This window comes from Sporomusa sp. KB1, assembly GCF_007830295.1.
In the GTDB taxonomy this organism is placed as follows: Bacteria; Bacillota; Negativicutes; order Sporomusales; family Sporomusaceae; genus Sporomusa.
This window is the reverse complement of record NZ_VLKC01000002.1, coordinates 1,172,116-1,188,986: the sequence shown is the minus strand read 5'-3', so window position 1 is coordinate 1,188,986 and position 16,871 is coordinate 1,172,116. Positions and strand designations below refer to the sequence as shown.

The 16,871-nt window shown below is 43.4% G+C and carries 14 protein-coding genes; 10 read left to right on the top strand and 4 right to left on the bottom strand.

From position 1 onward, the window contains the following. The first annotated feature begins 178 nt into the window (after positions 1 to 178). Positions 179 to 2,860 carry a formate dehydrogenase subunit alpha gene (gene fdhF / locus SALPA_RS09275; protein WP_145092689.1) on the top strand — a complete coding sequence of 894 codons (2,682 nt, stop codon included), beginning with the start codon at positions 179 to 181 and terminating at the stop codon, positions 2,858 to 2,860. A 601-nt stretch (positions 2,861 to 3,461) separates the two neighbouring features. On the opposite strand, the gene SALPA_RS09270 is transcribed toward fdhF, so the two are convergent. From SALPA_RS09270 to SALPA_RS09260, 3 genes are all read right to left on the bottom strand, one after another. Then, positions 3,462 to 4,220, bottom strand: a complete 759-nt coding sequence (locus SALPA_RS09270; protein ID WP_145092686.1) for an energy-coupling factor ABC transporter ATP-binding protein — start codon at positions 4,218 to 4,220, stop codon at positions 3,462 to 3,464. Next, positions 4,220 to 5,029: a cobalt ECF transporter T component CbiQ gene (gene cbiQ, locus SALPA_RS09265; protein ID WP_145092683.1), complete on the bottom strand. Its 810-nt coding sequence runs from the start codon at positions 5,027 to 5,029 to the stop codon at positions 4,220 to 4,222. The genes SALPA_RS09270 and cbiQ overlap by 1 nt, the downstream gene beginning before the upstream one ends. 130 nt (positions 5,030 to 5,159) lie before the next feature. Beyond that, entirely contained in the window at positions 5,160 to 6,206 is a 1,047-nt protein-coding gene (locus SALPA_RS09260; RefSeq protein ID WP_145092681.1) for an energy-coupling factor ABC transporter permease, read from the bottom strand. A 374-nt stretch (positions 6,207 to 6,580) separates the two neighbouring features. Between SALPA_RS09260 and SALPA_RS09255 the strand changes: the two genes are divergently transcribed. From SALPA_RS09255 to SALPA_RS09235, 5 genes are all read left to right on the top strand, one after another. Next, positions 6,581 to 7,594, top strand: coding sequence for an FAD:protein FMN transferase (locus SALPA_RS09255; RefSeq protein WP_145092678.1), 1,014 nt, complete (start codon positions 6,581 to 6,583; stop codon positions 7,592 to 7,594). A gap of 14 nt (positions 7,595 to 7,608) precedes the next feature. Next, entirely contained in the window at positions 7,609 to 8,265 is a 657-nt protein-coding gene (locus SALPA_RS09250) for a CoA pyrophosphatase (protein WP_145092676.1), read from the top strand. Further along, entirely contained in the window at positions 8,262 to 9,509 is a 1,248-nt protein-coding gene (locus SALPA_RS09245) for a HAMP domain-containing sensor histidine kinase (protein WP_145092673.1), read from the top strand. The genes SALPA_RS09250 and SALPA_RS09245 overlap by 4 nt, the downstream gene beginning before the upstream one ends. Before the next feature lie 73 nt (positions 9,510 to 9,582). Further along, positions 9,583 to 10,452, top strand: a complete 870-nt coding sequence (locus tag SALPA_RS09240; protein WP_145092670.1) for a response regulator — start codon at positions 9,583 to 9,585, stop codon at positions 10,450 to 10,452. 152 nt (positions 10,453 to 10,604) lie between these two features. Then, entirely contained in the window at positions 10,605 to 11,870 is a 1,266-nt protein-coding gene (locus SALPA_RS09235) for a dicarboxylate/amino acid:cation symporter (RefSeq protein ID WP_145092667.1), read from the top strand. Positions 11,871 to 11,925: 55 nt separating this feature from the next. Here SALPA_RS09235 and SALPA_RS09230 read toward each other — a convergent pair whose 3' ends face one another. Continuing rightward, positions 11,926 to 12,807: a LysR family transcriptional regulator gene (locus SALPA_RS09230; protein ID WP_145092664.1), complete on the bottom strand. Its 882-nt coding sequence runs from the start codon at positions 12,805 to 12,807 to the stop codon at positions 11,926 to 11,928. 172 nt (positions 12,808 to 12,979) lie between these two features. On the opposite strand from SALPA_RS09230, the gene SALPA_RS09225 reads away from it, so the two are divergent. From SALPA_RS09225 to SALPA_RS09210, 4 genes are all read left to right on the top strand, one after another. Next, entirely contained in the window at positions 12,980 to 13,921 is a 942-nt protein-coding gene (locus SALPA_RS09225) for a DMT family transporter (protein WP_222427932.1), read from the top strand. Positions 13,922 to 14,170: 249 nt separating this feature from the next. Continuing rightward, entirely contained in the window at positions 14,171 to 15,184 is a 1,014-nt protein-coding gene (locus SALPA_RS09220; protein WP_145092659.1) for an ABC transporter substrate-binding protein, read from the top strand. 78 nt (positions 15,185 to 15,262) lie between these two features. Next, entirely contained in the window at positions 15,263 to 16,063 is an 801-nt protein-coding gene (locus tag SALPA_RS09215; RefSeq protein ID WP_145092656.1) for an ABC transporter permease, read from the top strand. 1 nt (position 16,064) lies between these two features. Continuing rightward, positions 16,065 to 16,862, top strand: a complete 798-nt coding sequence (locus SALPA_RS09210; RefSeq protein WP_255451092.1) for an ABC transporter ATP-binding protein — start codon at positions 16,065 to 16,067, stop codon at positions 16,860 to 16,862. Positions 16,863 to 16,871 lie beyond the last annotated feature (9 nt).

The window sequence follows — 16,871 nt, the reverse complement described above, 5'->3', positions numbered from 1 at the left end:
TGCCTCTTTGCTACGGGTGGTTTTTATTTGCCTATTTTACCTACTATCTATAGGAGCCTTATGGAAGGTCTCATCTCTTTCAAAGTTTGAATAATTTGCTTTATCTCACTAATCATTTGTACACACTGCGGGATAGGCAATTATTATATAATATTTAAAGGGAGAGTGAATATCTATAATGGAACTGATTTCCTTAACTATCGACGGTCAGACAGTGCAAGCATGTAAAGGTTCCACGGTTTTGGAAGCTTCGCGTGAAGCGGGTGTTACCATTCCAACTTTATGTCATCTTGCCGATTTAACGCCGGAAGGGTCATGTCGAGTATGTGTTGTTGAAGTTGAAGGTGCACGGGGATTAGTTACGGCCTGTACTTATCCTGTATCAGAAGGAATGATTGTGCGCACTAATACTCCTGCTATTCGTGAAGCGAGAAAAAGTGTCGTCGAACTGATGCTGGCAAATCATCCCCAAGAATGTCTTTCTTGCCAGCGTAATCTAGATTGTGAATTGCAAGCTTTAGCAAGCACCTTTGGTGTTAGAGAAATTAAAGCTGAAGGCGAACAACGCCAATTTGCCATTGATGATAGCAACCCTTTCATCATTAGGGACAGCAATAAGTGTATCCTGTGTGGGCGCTGTGTACGTGTTTGTAAGGAAGTGCAGTGTTGTAACACGTTAGACTGGACTGAGCGTGGTTTTAATACCAAAGTAGCGCCGGCTTTTGATACCGATATGGTTGACTCTTCCAATTGTGTATTTTGCGGCACTTGCGTATCTGCTTGCCCAGTAGGTGCTTTGACAGAAAAGCCAATGAATGGCGTAGGGAAGCCGGATAAAAAGGTTAAAACAACCTGTCCTTTCTGCGGTGTTGGTTGCAACTATGATCTAAATGTCAAAGACGGTAAACTAATTGGCGTGACTTCCAATCTGACCAGTGTGGTCAATGGACGACTAACCTGCGTAAAAGGTCGTTTTGGTACCGATTATGTTCATAGTCCTGAGCGTTTGACCACACCGTTAATAAAGAAAAATGGCAAATTTGTGGAAGCATCTTGGGAGGAAGCGCTTGATTTAATTGCTACTAAATTTAAGGAAATAAAAAATACGTATGGCAGCGATGCGCTGGCGGCTGTCAGTTCAGCCCGATGTGTAAATGAAGAAAACTATATCATGCAAAAGTTTATGCGCGCAGTTATTGGTACGAACAATGTTGATCATTGCGCCCGTATCTGTCACGCTCCTACTGTGGCCGGTTTGGCAGCTTCATTTGGTTCTGGTGCAATGACCAACTCTATTAATGAAGCTCCTCAATGTAAAGTGATATTTTTGATCGGCGGCAATCCCACAGAAGCTCACCCTGTGATTGGCGCAAAAATACGTCAAGCTCTTCGTAACGGTGCTACATTGATTGTTGCCGACCCACGCAGGATCGAACTGGCGGGTAAAGCCCATGTGTGGATGCAACTAAGGCCAGGCACGGATATTGCTCTTATTAATGGCATGATGCGTATTATCCTCAAAGCTGGTTGGCATGATCAGAATTTTATCAATTCTTGCACTACTGATTTCGATAAAATGGCAGATGTGGTGGAAAAATATACTCCGGAATATGTGGAAGATATAACTGGTGTGCCTAAACATTTACTGATGGAGGCCGCCAGAATTTATGCCACTGCTGAACGGGCATCCATATTCTATACACTTGGTATTACCGAACATATTTGTGGTACTGATAATGTTATGAGCCTGGCTAACTTAGCCATGTTGACTGGCAATGTGGGTAAACTTTACTCAGGTGTAAACCCGATGCGTGGACAGAATAATGTACAGGGTTCTTGTGATATGGGGGCTTTACCTAATGTTTATTCCGGTTATCAGGCCGTCACAAATGCAGCAGCACGGGAAAAATTTGAAAAAGCATGGGGTGTAAAATTGTCAGATAAAGTCGGTCTGATGATGCCTGACATGTTTGATGCCTCTATTGCGGGTAAACTGAAAGCTATGTATGTTATGGGGGAAGACCCGATACGGTCGGATGGCGATGCCCACCATGTGCGTAAAGGCTTTGAGCATCTTGAATTTCTGGTAGTGCAAAATATATTTATGACTGAGACGGGTAAATTGGCTGATGTCATCCTTCCAGCAGCTTCTTTTGCTGAAAAAGATGGCTCATTTACCAACTGTGAACGCCGTGTGCAGCGGGTTCGCCAAGCAATTGAGCCTATTGGCAACAGCCGCCCTGACTGGCAAATTATTAGAGACTTGTCAAACAAAATGGGATATCCGATGTCCTACAGCCACCCCAGTGAAATTATGGATGAAATGGCTTCATTAAGTCCGATGTTCGCTGGTCTGTCCTTTGAGCGTATTGATGAAAAAGGATTGCAATGGCCAGTACCAGATAAAGAACATCCAGGCAGTCAGTATCTCCATGTCGATGGCAAATTTGCCTGTGGGCAAGGCGTGTTTAAAGCTATTGAACATCAGCCGCCTGCTGAATTGCCAGATGCTGAATATCCTTTCTTGCTTACTACTGGACGTATTCTTTATCATTATTGCTTAACTACGGCTGGTTATTCCAAACATCTGACAGAATACCGCCCTGAAGAACGTGCTATGATTCATCCTGATGATGCAAAACGTCTAACTATCGCTGATCAAGATTTCATCACAGTCACATCGCGCAGAGGTACAGTACAAGCTAGAGCTTGGGTAACTACTGATGTATTGCCTGGTGGAATCTGGATGTCTTTCCATTATCACGCATGTCCTACTAACGAGGTCACCATGGGTTGCGGTGATAAAGTTACAAAAACATATGAATATAAAGTATGTGCGGTAAAAGTAGAAAAACTGTAGTGCAATAATAGGATATGATCCCCATATAGCAGAGCGAACAGTAGCAAAATCTCGCTGGTATCATAGTATATAGTATCTCCCCACTACATAATAAAGGAGGTATATATATATATGGGTTTTGGTTTTGGTAAAGGTTGTGGTGGCCATGGCAGCAATAGTTGTGTTATAATTATCATTATAATTATCCTATTATTTAGCTGCATTGGTGATGACAGTTCAACCTGTTGATTTGTGATAACAAGTCGGCTCTAAAATAGTACCTGTTCTATTTGGGTGTAACATGCGATTTATGTAGTTTTAGTTGTGCCAAAAATCGTCCACGCTTCAGTGGACGGTTTTTGTATTAGTTCATATCTGTTCAAAATTCAGATTGATTTTTGTATACACAGATGTTATAATAAATACATGAATAAAGTATACATAGCCGTTCGGTGACAGAATGAACAGTATGTTCGGGGTCTGTCATTGGCCGTGTCGAGTATGCACACAAAAAAGCCCCATCATTGAATTTAGGAATATACCGAAATTCTATGATGGGGTTTTTGTATTTTCCAGATAGAAAGGTTAACTTTCCCTGGATTGAAAGACTTATTAAACAAGTTCACCGTTTTGGCGGATGACAGATAGGACAGCCTTGCATGCGGAAGGGTTTTTCTAAATGTGCTTTATTGAGAAGTTCTTCATTGTTGAAGATGTCCAACGTGGGGCCGTCAGCAATGACTGTACCGGCACTTAACACGACTGTACGGGCGCATAGGTCTAAAACTAGATCCAGGTCATGGGTAGCAATAATCTTTGTATGTTCAAAGGTTTTGAGCAAGTTGATAAGCTGTCGCCGTGCGGCCGGGTCCAGGCCAGCGGTAGGCTCATCCATGACAAGAATGCAAGGGTCCATAGCCAGGACAGTGGCAATAGCTACTGAACGCTTTTGACCGCCTGATAGCCGATAAGGAGTGCGATCCTTAAGATGTAATGCTCCTACTGTAGTTAGGGAAGCTATTACGCGGGCATCAACTTCTTCGGGGGGAAGCCCTAGGTTCAGGGGCCCGAAGGCAACATCGTCATAAACTGTAGGCATAAATAGTTGGTCATCGGAATTTTGGAACACCATACCGACGGCGCGGCGCACATGGGGTAAGGTTTTTTTCGTTACTGGATAACCGCCGATATTGATTGAGCCGCTAGTAGGAAAAAGTACTCCAATCAGATGGGAAAGCAAGGTGGTTTTTCCTGAGCCGTTGGCGCCGACGATGGCAACTGATTCGCCGTGGGTAATACGGACAGATAGGCCACGAAGGGCTTCTGTTTGATCAGGATAGGTATAGGTTACATCTTTTAGTTCGACAATATGATGGCTCATTAGAAAACCCCCATGAGTAATTTACCTAGCAATTCGGGAACATCAAAAAAGCGGATTAGTACGAAAAAGACCATCCAAAAGGTAAGATAGCCTATGTCTGATATGGTAAGAGTGCTGGTACGCATCAGCCGTACTTCGCCGTCAAAGCCGCGGCAAAGCATGGATTGATAAATACGGTTGGCCCGGTCAATGGAACGAATCAATAGTTGCCCTAAGAGTGAACCCCACGCCCGGAACTGAACCCCATCGCCATGGAACGAGCGTAAGCTGTAGGCGGTCGTGGAGCGCACAAATTCCTCTACTAAAACATGCAAATAGCGGTACATAAATAACAATTGAACAACAATAATTTTTGGTACGCCAATCCTAAGTAATGCCGATCCAATGGCATCAATCCCTGTAGTTGCCACCAAAATCAAGGCGGTAGTAATTGTCAGGCATAGTCTGATGGTGATAGAAAAAAAGGAAACCCAGCCACCGGTAATGACGATAGAGCCGATTTTAGTGATTGGCGTATGATCGAAAAGCGGATTGAATATGCCGATAAACAGGACAAAGGGTGCTACTAGCAGCAGTCGCTTACCTATGGGGGCAACAGGGAGGTTGCCTAGGGAAAGTAAGACTGCCGGAAAAAGGAAAAAAGGAAAGAGTCCGGTAATTTCATATTTGGAGAAAGATGTAACGGCAATGATAAAACTAAGGGCAGCAATCAGCTTGACGCAAGGGTTGAGGCGGTGAATAAAAGTGTTTTGGTTGGAAAGCGCGTCAAGATAGCGTAAGTCTATCCAGTTAGCTTCAATTTTTAGCATAATCAACCTCTTTTACAAGCTAAATATTCCGCATTAAAGAAATTTATAGGCGTAAGCGGGTGGTGCATTGCCAACACACTACCCGCCATGTAAAGATTTAACGTGCTATTGCTATATAGAGAGATCCATTTTACCCTTTAGCGAAGCGCCGTAAGCCTTTACCAATAGAGTAAGCAAGGGCTAATGTTAACAGTGATCCTAAGATACCGGCAAAGGAAGTGCCACTGTCAACAGCTGGCCAAGCGGCGTTTTCTTCAGTTGCTTTGGCTTCGGTGGCTGCTGGTTTTTCTTTTTCTGGTTGCTTCAGGTTATAATCAGGCAAAAATGCGGTTTTTTCTTGTAATTCGGCAAAGAAGCTATGAATTCCTTCTGGAGCTTTCAATTCATCTGCACCGATAACTCCAGCAATAGACCATTCAAGACCATCAGGGTTGGCGGAAGCAAACCAGCTTAATGCACCGCCGGTAAGCATAGCAGCAATAAGCAGGGCAACTAATACTCCTTTGATAGCTATAGCGCCAAAGGGTTGTCCTTTAGCTGTTTTCTGCAAAATTTCTGGTGATTCTTTCATAACAAACATTACGATAGCGGCAGTAACCAGTCCTTCAATAAGGCCGATAGCTAAGTGAATAGGCTGCATTAAAAGAACAAAGGTGCTAAAGGGTAGTTCGGAAATCCCGGAAAAGAAGGTTTCCAGTACGACTCCAAAGGCTCCCAGTTGCAAGCCAATTACGGCAGCTAACACTGAGGCGATGAATAGGCGTCCTTGTGAAGGGTTTTCACCTGTTAGGGGTTTATAAATAAGCGGGTAGCCAATGAAGCAGGCCAAGAAGCCCATATTGAAAATGTTACAGCCCAGAGCCAAAATACCGCCATCGGCAAAAAATAAAGCCTGAATGGTTAAGATAGAGGTAATGGTTAAGAAGGCAGCCTGTGGTCCCAGTAAGATGGCGAGCAAGAGGCCACCGCCTAAGTGGCCGCTGGAACCAGTACCCGGAATAGTAAAATTAATCATTTGGGCGGCAAAAACAAAGGCTCCCAGTACTCCCATAAGTGGGATTTTGCGGTCATCAAGGTCATTCTGTACTTTTTTGGCAGCGTAAGCGGCCATGCCAGCTGTTGCTACCCACATAGCCCCGCCAACGGCCGGGGAAATAAGTGCGTCTGCCATATGCATGATTTAATCACTCCTACTAAATTTAATTACTAAATTAAGGGGTAATGCAAAGGACAAAAAAAGACTACTAAGAAACCCTGGTCATTGCTGCCAGGAAGAGACTTTCGTAGCCTTGTTCAGCGGTATCAAATTGTGTAGAAAAAATAGTTCACCGGTTCTTCAGAACCCAGGCATCTTCATGATACACTGCATTGTGAATATTTTCATCTATAGTTATTCATTCTATATAAGTCGAGTTATTCCTGCTAAGTAGCTGATTTTTTTTTGAATTTTGTATGTTAATGACAGGATGCTCTCCCTGTTGTGCAATTCGATGGTATAATGAATAAAGGTGAGAACTAACCATTATACTGTGTCCGGAGGATGTTGCATTTATGAATGTTTTAAGTCGCGTAGGAGCAAGTGTATTGCTGATTTTTCTACTTGTTGTTGGTGCAGGCTGCTCAATTGGCAGCCCATTTTCTGACAAGCCGTACAAAGAAACTCAGTTTCTTATGGATACGATTATTGAGATAACGGCGTATGGTAATGGCAATGAGGCGGGTGTTAAGGCGGCATTTGCGGAGTTTAAACGGATTAATGAGTTGACAAATCGTTTTGATGAAAGCAGCCAAGTGTCGAAGATCAATCAAGCGGCAGGCAAGGAAAAGGTGCAGGTTGACCCAGATGTTATTACCATGCTAAAGCTGGCGCGCAGCCGGTCTGAGCAGCTAAATGGTGCGCTGGATGTAAGTGTAGGTGCGCTTACGGAATTATGGAGTGTAGGCCATAAAGGGGAGTTTGTTCCTAGCGATTCCGAAATTAAAGCGCTTTTACCATTAGTCAATTTCGCACTAATTGAGATTGATGATAAGGCTAATACTGTGTTTTTGCCAAAGCCCGGCATGCGAATTGATCTCGGGGCAGTAGCCAAGGGGTATGCCGACAGGAAAGCCATTGACACTCTTAAAGCTCATGGGATCAAGTCGGCATTAGTAAACGCTGGCGGCGATGTACGGATTATCGGTAAGCGACCAGACGGACAAGCTTGGCGTATTGGTGTACAGGACCCGCGGGATTCAGAAGGTATTGCTGCCAAATTAGCGCTAGCTGACTGGGATGTGCTGGAGACATCAGGCGACTATCAGCGTTTTTTTATCAAAGATGGTGTACGGTATTCACATATCATTGATCCTCATACTGGCTATCAGCCACAAGGAGTTGCCAGTGTCACTATCGTAGCAAAAGCAGAGAACAATGTGGATATACTAAGTACGGCCATATTTGTGATGGGCGTTGAAAAGGGGCAAGAGCTGCTTAAGCAGTATCCGGGGACGGAAGCTATTTTTATTACGACTGATGGGAAAAAGATAATTACACCTGGCTTAGAAGGAAAGATAGAGCTTTGATAAGGGGTGAAGCCATGGATACTCATACTGTGAGAAGGGCTCTGGCGGGTGCATTACCCAATCAATCCGGGAAAATTGTCAATGCAGAGGATTATCTGCAAGCGGCTGTTACTATACCGCTTATTGAGATAGCTGGACAGCCATCGATTTTATTTGAGGTGCGTTCAGGAAAACTAAACTGGCAGCCTGGCGATATTTGCTTTCCCGGCGGTCGTATCGAGAACAGGGATAGCAGTCCACTGGAAGCAGCAGTGCGGGAGACGGTGGAAGAACTTGGGGTGAAAAAGGGCGATATTGCGGCCTTGGGAGCACTGGATCTATTAGTCAGTCCTATCGGTGTTATTCTTTATCCTTATGTGGTACATATAACAACTGACGTAGCGTTGGTACCCAATATGGATGAAGTAGCCGAGGTTTTTACTGTGCCGCTGGATTTTTTGCTTGCAGCTAAACCACAGACTGCATTTATGGAGACAGCTACGAAGCCACTGGATGGTTTCCCGTTTGAGCTGCTGCCGCCAGCGTATCCCCGGGGCTACCGGGGCCGCGCTAAATATCCGGTGCTTTTCTACCAATATAATCATTATGTTATCTGGGGGGTAACAGCAAGAGTTCTGGCAGCCTTTATTGGCATTTGTCAGAATAGGATGAGCGGGTATCCTTTATTATGATAATTAATGTTGCTTTGCTGGTAAGCATAACAGGCTTACTATTTACCTACCCGTTTGACGGGTATTTCCGCTTTACGATAAGTGTGGTTGTATTAGCCACACTATTGTTGTATTTTAAGCGATTACCAATTGTCCATATTGCAGTTTTATCAGGTGCGCTGGTTCTCTTGCTTCGTGTAGTACTTAAATATCCGTTTATTGATGATACGCTGTTTAGTGCCTTTATGCATAACCTGCCGTCCTTTGGGTATTATCTGTCCTATGGACTTTTATTTAAGGTTCTTAAGATACGCGATCACACGGGCAGTATTCCGGCTCTTATTTTGCTCTTAAGCCTTTGTGATATTACTAGTAATTGCGTGGAACTCATGATTCGCTGGGAACTTGTTGGCCGCAGCCTGGAAACTATTTTCATTCCTCTAGTGGCAGTAGGGGTTTGTCGTGCGCTATTAGCTGTAGTCGGTTACTATTCACTAAAGCGCTATCGCGACTTTGTGCTGGCGGAAGACTATGCGGCCCGCTACGCTGATTTAATCTTAATTATTGCTAAGCTTAGGGCTGAGTTATTTTACCTGAAAAAATCGTCAGCAGATATTGAGTTAGTCATGGAAAAAAGCTATACTCTGTCGCAAACCCTAAATAAAGCTTGTCCTGGTGAGTTAGCACAGCTTGACTCACCTGCCGCCCGGGCGCTTGAGATTGCCCGTGAAATTCATGAGGTCAAAAAGGACTATTACCGTGTAACCAGAGGAATTGAAGAGATTCTTGATGTAGCAGTAAGCGATGAGGGGTTGCCAGTCTCTGAATTTTTTCAGATTGTTGAGCAAAATACCAGAAGATACATTAGTAGTTTGAACAAGCCAGTTACCATTACATTTAACTATAACGGCGAATTAATCACCGACAAGTATTACAGCATTGTTTCCATCTTGAACAATCTGATTATCAATGCCATTGAGGCTGTGATGCCTGCCGGCATTATTGCGGTAACCGGGCAATGCAGTAACGGCAATTTAGTTTTGATTGTTGCCGATAATGGTCCAGGAATTGCCGCCGAAGAAACCGAGCTAATATTCGCTCCCGGGTATTCTACCAAGTTTTCGGAAGTAACTGGGCAAATGTCGACAGGACTGGGGCTTAGTCATGTTAAGAACTTAACGGAAGGATTAGGTGGTGAAATAAAAGTGACATCCCAACCAGGGAAAACAGTATTTACGGTATTGCTGCCGCTTGCCAATCTATAAAGCGCAGTAATTTGACAGATATACGATAGTGGCGCAGGCCTTTGGACAGCAAGATAGCAGATGGGGTGGGAAAATGCGGTTTGTCATTATTGAAGATGATGTAAGTATTCGAAAAATCATCTGCAATATTATTAAAAAATATGATTTGGGAACTGTTGTGGCAGAATGCGGCGATGGGCTTAAGGGCGAGGCCATTATTGCCGACTATTCACCAGAGGTGGCTTTGGTTGACTTGCTGCTGCCAGGGCAGGACGGGGTAGAATTAATTAGAAAACTCAAGGAAAGAGGCATGGATACCTCGTTTATTATGATTTCTGAAAGTACCAGTCAGCCCATGATTACTAAAGCGTACGAGACAGGAATTGACTTTTATATTCATAAGCCGATTAATGTTTTAGAGATTACATCGATAATCTGCAAGGTGGAAGAAAGCAGGAAGTTACGGGCAGTTATGTCACTGATTTCCCAAACAACGGCCCGTTATGTTAGTCCTGATGCTAAGCCAGTCGAGCAGGATGACAATGCCAAACGAAACCGGAATACCCGGATTAACCGGATATTTTCAGAACTGGGGATCATTAGTGAAGCTGGGGCCAAAAATATTTACCAGTTGGCGCAATTGGTTGATGTTCGTCTGAGTCACGGGCAGAATCAGACTTATCAGCTGCATGAACTGTATCAGGAGTTATCAGTAGCTATTGAGCAAGATGTTAAAACCATTGAACAGCGGGTCAGGCGAGCTATTGCCAAAGCCATGCAAAATGTGGCTAATATGGGGATTGAGGATTATCATGATGATAAATTTGAAATGTATAGCGGCGCACTGTTCGATTTTAAGGAAATCAGACACGAGATGGCTTCTATCCAAGGGAAGAGTGCTTATCATGGCAAAGTTAATATCAAAAAATTTATTGAAGGCTTATTGTTTTTAGCTGCTGAGTGAAACCACATCACCTTTTTTTTACGGTTTCTTGCATTTTGTATACTTACTTGATAAAAATGAGATATTACGTCTCCTTTTGTAGTTTTTTGTAGCTGGTTGATTACATTCAATTCAGGAGTGATTGGCCAATATAAAAAAGGGGGGAATATTTTATGGCGCAAAATTCAACTGCCAAACCGAAAAAGGGTATGGGTCTCTCAACACAGATTTTTTTAGGTCTTATTCTGGGTATTGTCTTTGGTTATTTATTTCCCGAATATGGGAAAGCACTTAAGCCAATTGGTGATGTGTTCATCCGCATGATCAAAATGATTGTTGTTCCTTTGGTATTCAGTTCGTTAATTATGGGTATTGCTGGTACCGGTGATTTTAAAAAACTGGGTCGTTTGGGAGCGAAATCCATTATATGGTTTGAGATTGCTACGACGGTCGCTTTGGTAGTTGGTTTAGTAGTGGTAAATGTCCTTCAGCCTGGCGTGGGTGTAGCAATAAGCGGTGGGGCTGCTGGCGCCGGTGCGGAGGCGGCCAAGAAAACGATAGACCATCTTGATATGTTAATTAAGCTTGTGCCAACCAACGTAGTTGATGCAATGGCTCGTCAGGATATGCTGCAAATTATTACTTTTTCTGTCTTTTTTGGGGTAGCTGCTGCTGCCATCGGTACAAAAGGGCGTCCTGTTATTGATCTTGCCATTAGTGTTGCGGAAATTATGTTCAAGTTTACTCACTATGTTATGATGCTAGCACCTATCGGTATTTTTGGTTCTATTGCCTATACGGTAGGTACCTATGGGTTAGGGATGCTTCTTCCTTTGGGTAAGCTCATCCTTTCATTATATTTTGCTTTACTTCTTTTTCTCGCTATCGTTCTTCTGGCCGCCTCGGTTGTTGTGCGAGTTAACTTCTTCCATTTGTTACGAGCGCTGAAAGAACCACTGATATTAGCATTTTCAACGGCAGCCAGTGAAGCTGCTTTGCCGATTGCTATGGAGAAATTAGAAAAATTTGGAGTGCCAAAACATATAGTAACTTTTGTATTGCCGCTGGGGTATACTTTTAACCTGGATGGTTCCACCTTATATAGTGCATTGGCTGTTGTGTTTATTTCCCAAGTATATGGGATTCCGTTTCCGATTGAGACTCAAGTTTTGATGCTTATTACCCTGATGCTGTCTACTAAAGGCATTGCTGCCGTACCTGGGGCTTCCCTTATTGTTATCGCCGGGACTGCTGCTGCCTTCGGTCTCCCGGTAGAAGGTATTGCCATAATCCTTGGTGTAGACCGGGTACTTGATATGGCCCGTACTGCTTGCAACGTTTGCGGTAACTGTGTTGCTGCCGTTGTTGTTGCCCGTTGGGAAAAAGAACTTCCTGACGATATATTGCAAGTAGCGTACGCCCAAAGTTACGAAGATTAGGAATTGAAGCCGTAAGCCATTCAAAAGATGGCCTACGGCTTTTAAAATCTCAGATCTAAAGTTCGGTGTGAGCTTTTTTGAACATTTCAAGGAAATGGGAGGCTGCTGTAGACAGAGTGTGCTTTTTTAGCCAGATGATAGCAGCCGTTGTTATGAGTTCAGGACTGGTTAGCTTTTGTATCAGCAGCGGCGAGTCCTGGAGAAGATTGATAGTTGTTTCAGGCACAATAGCAATACCCAGTCCCAGCTTAGCCCAAATGAGTAAGGAGGTATTGTCATCACTGGTGCAAAGAACATTTGGTTCAAAACCAATCTGCCGGCAATAATCGATAATTATGGTTTCATAGCGCCGGTGAATTAATAAAGGATGGTTTTGGATTTTATCTAAAGATAAAATCTCTTTGTCGCCAATTGTAATAGCATCAGCCCGGGAAACCATTACCATATTTTCTTGTGGTAAGGTTAGATAGTTATATAAGGAAGTGTTAATGGGAAGACGTACTAACCCAATTTCGATAATGCCGGCATTTAGTAATTCTAATATGCGCCGGGAATCTCCCAGACGTAAGTCAAAGGAAATTTTAGGATAGATCTGATGAAATTTTTGAACGAATTCGGGTATTAGTGTTCTGCCGGAGGATGTGATGGTGCCGATTGTCAGCTTGCCGCTTATGCCATTGGCCGCTTCGTGTATTTCATCAATGGTGGTGTTAATTAGTTCTATGATTTGTTCAGCTCTATTTTGTAATATACGCCCTGATTCTGTTAAGTTGATATGTTTTTTTGTTCTTTCAATCAGTTGTACGCCCAATTCTTTTTCCAGCAGGATAATTTGCTGGCTTAAGGGTGGTTGGGTGATATGCAGCCGGGTAGCCGCTTTGGTAATCTGTCCGGCTTCTGCAATCGCAAGAAAGTATTTTAATTGACGAATGTCCATGTTGACGACTCCTTCAACCCTGCAAGCATTCGATTATCGAATGAAAAATAGTCTTAACAGATATTTTAACTATGTTTCATATTTTGTTATAATCATACTTGACATAGGGCATGGTGTCAAAGTTGTTTAGGAAGCTACTATTGTCAATCCACTCCAAAAGGAAATGATAACTGTGAAAAAAGCTTACATATATATTATACTGGCGGCTGTTATTTTCAGCACCATGGAGATAGCCGGTAAAATTGTGGCGGCTGATATTAATCCCTTTCAACTGAATTTTATCAGATTCTTGATCGGGGGGGTAATATTACTGCCGGCATCAATGCAAGCGATAAAAAGGAAAAATATTGAGTTAAATAGAAATGATTGTTTATATTTTATATTAACAGGATTTTTAGGAATCGTTATCAGCATGTCGTTTTTTCAATTTGCTATCCTTTATACGATGGCTTCGACGGTGGCTATTATATTTAGTGCCAACCCTACATTTACAACGCCGATTGCGTATTTTTTATTAAAAGAAAAGATCAATAACAAGGTAATGCTATCTCTGGCAGTTAGCTTGTTGGGTGTGCTCTTTATTTTAAATCCCTTTGGGATTCATACAGATATGAAAGGCATCATTTTAGCCATATTATCGGCCATAACCTTTTCGCTTTATAGTGTTGTTAGTAAAAAGAGAGTAGCAAGGTATGGCAGTATTGTGATCAATTGTTTTTCCTTTCTGGCAGGTGATATAATTTTATTGGCCTTGATGCTGATTTCCCATTTAGCTTTGTTTGATACCTATCAAATAGGAAATATTACCCCGCTCTTAGTCGACATTTCGATAATTTCCGGGATTACTTATAGCAATATTGCTGTTCTGATTTATCTTGGCGTTGTTGTAAGCGGTTTAGGTTATCTGTTTTACTTCATGGCTATGGAGAAAAGTTCTGCTGCTGTCGCGTCGATCGTATTCTTTATAAAGCCAGCTCTGGCGCCGTTATTTTGTCTCCTTATTTTACGGGAAACTCTTACTACATCCACTATTATAGGAATTGTACTAATTTTGGCAGGCGCATATATTATGATGTTGAGCAATAACGATCACAAACAAGGCGCTTATTCTTAAGCAGTTATTTCTTGGGCAAGGTGAAATGAAACCTAAGTTGATGTTTTGTGCTAGTCACGGTGTAGCGTTACCTCGCTATAATGAATCGTTTTTCTAAAGGAAAATAGAGAATATAGGTACTCGCAAAGAGGGCCTATATTTTTTTGCTTTTTCTTTAATGGGGAAAAGGATAAAAGAAATTTTGCTCGAATATGTGATAGATAGAACTTTATAAGGGGTATCTTAGTTAATGTTTTGGAGGGATTTTTCGTGAAAAAGAAACTGGTATCCATGCTGCTTCTGGCAGCTATGCTGGCAATGGTTGTTGCTGGCTGTGGCGGTAATAAATCCGCAGAAAAAGCGTCCCAGGTCGGAGAGAAAAAGCCGATTGTTATTGCCTATACTCCCTGGACCGGTTATGGTGCGCTGTTCGTAGCCAAAGAAAAGGGCATGTTTAAAAATAGGGGCGTTGAAGTAGAGTTGCAATCCATCGAAGGTGTCGGTGACCGGAAACAGGCACTGGTAGCCGGCAAAATCCAGGCTATGGCAGCCTCCCTTGATGTATCGGTTTCGGCTGCTGGGGAGGGTGTCCCCATGAAATTTGTCTGGGCCTTTGATTCTTCTAACGGTGCAGATGGCTTGATTGTGAAAAAGAGCAAGGGTATTGAAAAAATTGCCGATCTCAAAGGCAAAGAAATTGCCTTCCACCGTGGTTCGGCTTCCCACTTCCTGTTGTCTACCCTGCTGGAGCAAAATGGCTTAAACGATGGCGATATTAAAGCTGTAGATATGAAAGCCAGTGAAGCGGCTTCGGCCTTTATGGCTGGCAAAGTGGATGCTGCTATTACCTGGGAACCGCATCTGGGTAAAGCAAAGGCAGCCGGTGAAACTGTGTTGGCTACGACCAAAGATACGCCTGGTCTGATTGCTGATATACTGGCCGTCCGTGAAGACCTGGCGGCCAACAATCCTGAAACAGTGCAAGCCATCGTAGCTGCGTTGGCAGAAGCTACAGATTATATGAATAAAAATCCGGAAGATACTAACAAAATTTTGGCAGCCGCTTTCAAGATGAAACCAGAAGAGGTAGCTGCGGATATTCAAACTGTTAAATTTTATGACCTAAAAGAAAATCTTGAGTTTTATGGCACCAAAGAAAAACCAGGCGCTATCTATGATGTCGGTAAACGGGCCGGTGAATTCTATGTAAAACTTAAGCTGTTAGCACAGGCACCTGATTTGAACAAATACATTGACAGTACTTTTATTACCAAAGTCAAGTAGGATACTAGCGAAGGTTTAGGGCCGCGCTAGAGGCGTCAGCGCTTCTACGCGGCCTTTACAAATTAAGGAGGATGAACTATGGTCAAATGCAAACTTTTTACACCTAAAGCAGATATTCCTGCGCCGTTCTATGTTGCCTTGAGCGCATTGACCTTTGTTTTGCTTGCTGCCATCTGGTCGGCGCTTACCTATAGCGACTTGATTCCCCCCATGTTTTTACCGTCGCCGGATAAGGTGGTAAAAGACGGAGTTATCTTATTTTCTGAATTCGATTTAATGAATGATATTTGGGCCAGTGTGTTCCGGGTAACTGTTGGCTTTTTGCTGGCGGCTGTGATTGCTGTACCCCTGGGGATCATGATGGGCAGTCTCAAGGTCTGTGAGGCGTTGGCCGAGCCCATGCTTAGCTTTATCCGCTATATGCCAGCCTCGGCCTTTATTCCGCTGTTTATTCTGTGGCTTGGTATTGGCGAAAGTGAAAAAATCGCCGTCATATTTTTTGGTACCTTCTTTCCCCTGACACTCATGATTATGGACGTGACCAAGAATGTCGCCCATGATCTGATTGATACTGCTTATACCCTGGGCGTTTCCCGCTGGGGCGTTTTTCGCCGGATTATTCTGCCGGCAAGTATGCCGGGTATTGTGGATACGCTGCGAATTGCTTTTGGCTGGGCGTGGACATACCTGGTTGTGGCGGAGATTGTGGCCGCCGGTTCAGGCCTGGGATTTATGATTATGCAGGCCCAACGGTTTTTGAAAACAGGCAATATTATTGTTGGTATCATTGTAATTGGTGTTATTGGCATTGTTATTGATATTGTATTCAAATGGTTATATGCCAGGATGTTCCCCTGGATGGGCAAAGGAGGACGGTAGCATGACAGAAATGACGCAAGATAAAGTAATCATTGATGGCGTAAGCAAAATATTTACTGGCAAGGAGCGTCAGGTTATTGCCTTGGCAGAGGCCAGTTTTACCGTTAAGCCCAGTGAGTTTGTTACCATACTCGGTCCCTCAGGCTGCGGCAAATCGACCATTTTGAAAATCGTTGCCGGTCTGGAAGAACCGACCTCAGGCCGGGTACTCCTTGACGGGCGGGAAATAACCGGCCCAGGGAGTGACCGGGGCATGGTGTTCCAGACGTATACCCTGTTTCCGTGGTTGACTGTGCGGGAAAACATTGAATTTGGACTGGATGTTGCTGGCAAAAGTAGACCAGAGCGCATTGAGGTTTCCGACCATTATATTGAAAAGATTGGCCTCAGAGGCTTTGAGACCTTTTTCCCCCGTGACTTGTCAGGCGGTATGAAGCAACGGGTGGCTATTGCCCGTGCTTTGGCCAATGATCCCGAAGTGCTGTTAATGGATGAGCCCTTTGGGGCTCTTGATGCCCAGACTCGGACAGTTATGCAGGAATTGCTCTTAAGTGTGTGGGATGAGTCCCATAAGACCATTCTTTTCGTTACTCATGATGTGGATGAAGCCGTTTTTCTTGGCGACACCATCTATGTAATGACAGCCCGGCCAGGGAGAATTAAGGCAAAAATCAATGTGGAGCTGCCTAATGAACGTACTTTTGATCTAAAACTTACTGATGACTTTATCCGCATTAAAAAGGAAGTCATGGGGCTTATCAGAGAAGAAGCGTGGAAAGCAGCTAATACCAATACCTAAATCACGGAG

Coding starts and splice junctions, on each gene's coding strand:
- fdhF (WP_145092689.1), top strand. CDS start 179: ATGGAACTGATTTCCTTAACTATCGACGGTCAGACAGTGCAAGCATGT.
- SALPA_RS09270 (WP_145092686.1), bottom strand. CDS start 4,220: ATGAGCCATCATATTGTCGAACTAAAAGATGTAACCTATACCTATCCT.
- cbiQ (WP_145092683.1), bottom strand. CDS start 5,029: ATGCTAAAAATTGAAGCTAACTGGATAGACTTACGCTATCTTGACGCG.
- SALPA_RS09260 (WP_145092681.1), bottom strand. CDS start 6,206: ATGCATATGGCAGACGCACTTATTTCCCCGGCCGTTGGCGGGGCTATG.
- SALPA_RS09255 (WP_145092678.1), top strand. CDS start 6,581: ATGAATGTTTTAAGTCGCGTAGGAGCAAGTGTATTGCTGATTTTTCTA.
- SALPA_RS09250 (WP_145092676.1), top strand. CDS start 7,609: ATGGATACTCATACTGTGAGAAGGGCTCTGGCGGGTGCATTACCCAAT.
- SALPA_RS09245 (WP_145092673.1), top strand. CDS start 8,262: ATGATAATTAATGTTGCTTTGCTGGTAAGCATAACAGGCTTACTATTT.
- SALPA_RS09240 (WP_145092670.1), top strand. CDS start 9,583: ATGCGGTTTGTCATTATTGAAGATGATGTAAGTATTCGAAAAATCATC.
- SALPA_RS09235 (WP_145092667.1), top strand. CDS start 10,605: ATGGCGCAAAATTCAACTGCCAAACCGAAAAAGGGTATGGGTCTCTCA.
- SALPA_RS09230 (WP_145092664.1), bottom strand. CDS start 12,807: ATGGACATTCGTCAATTAAAATACTTTCTTGCGATTGCAGAAGCCGGA.
- SALPA_RS09215 (WP_145092656.1), top strand. CDS start 15,263: ATGGTCAAATGCAAACTTTTTACACCTAAAGCAGATATTCCTGCGCCG.
- SALPA_RS09210 (WP_255451092.1), top strand. CDS start 16,065: ATGACAGAAATGACGCAAGATAAAGTAATCATTGATGGCGTAAGCAAA.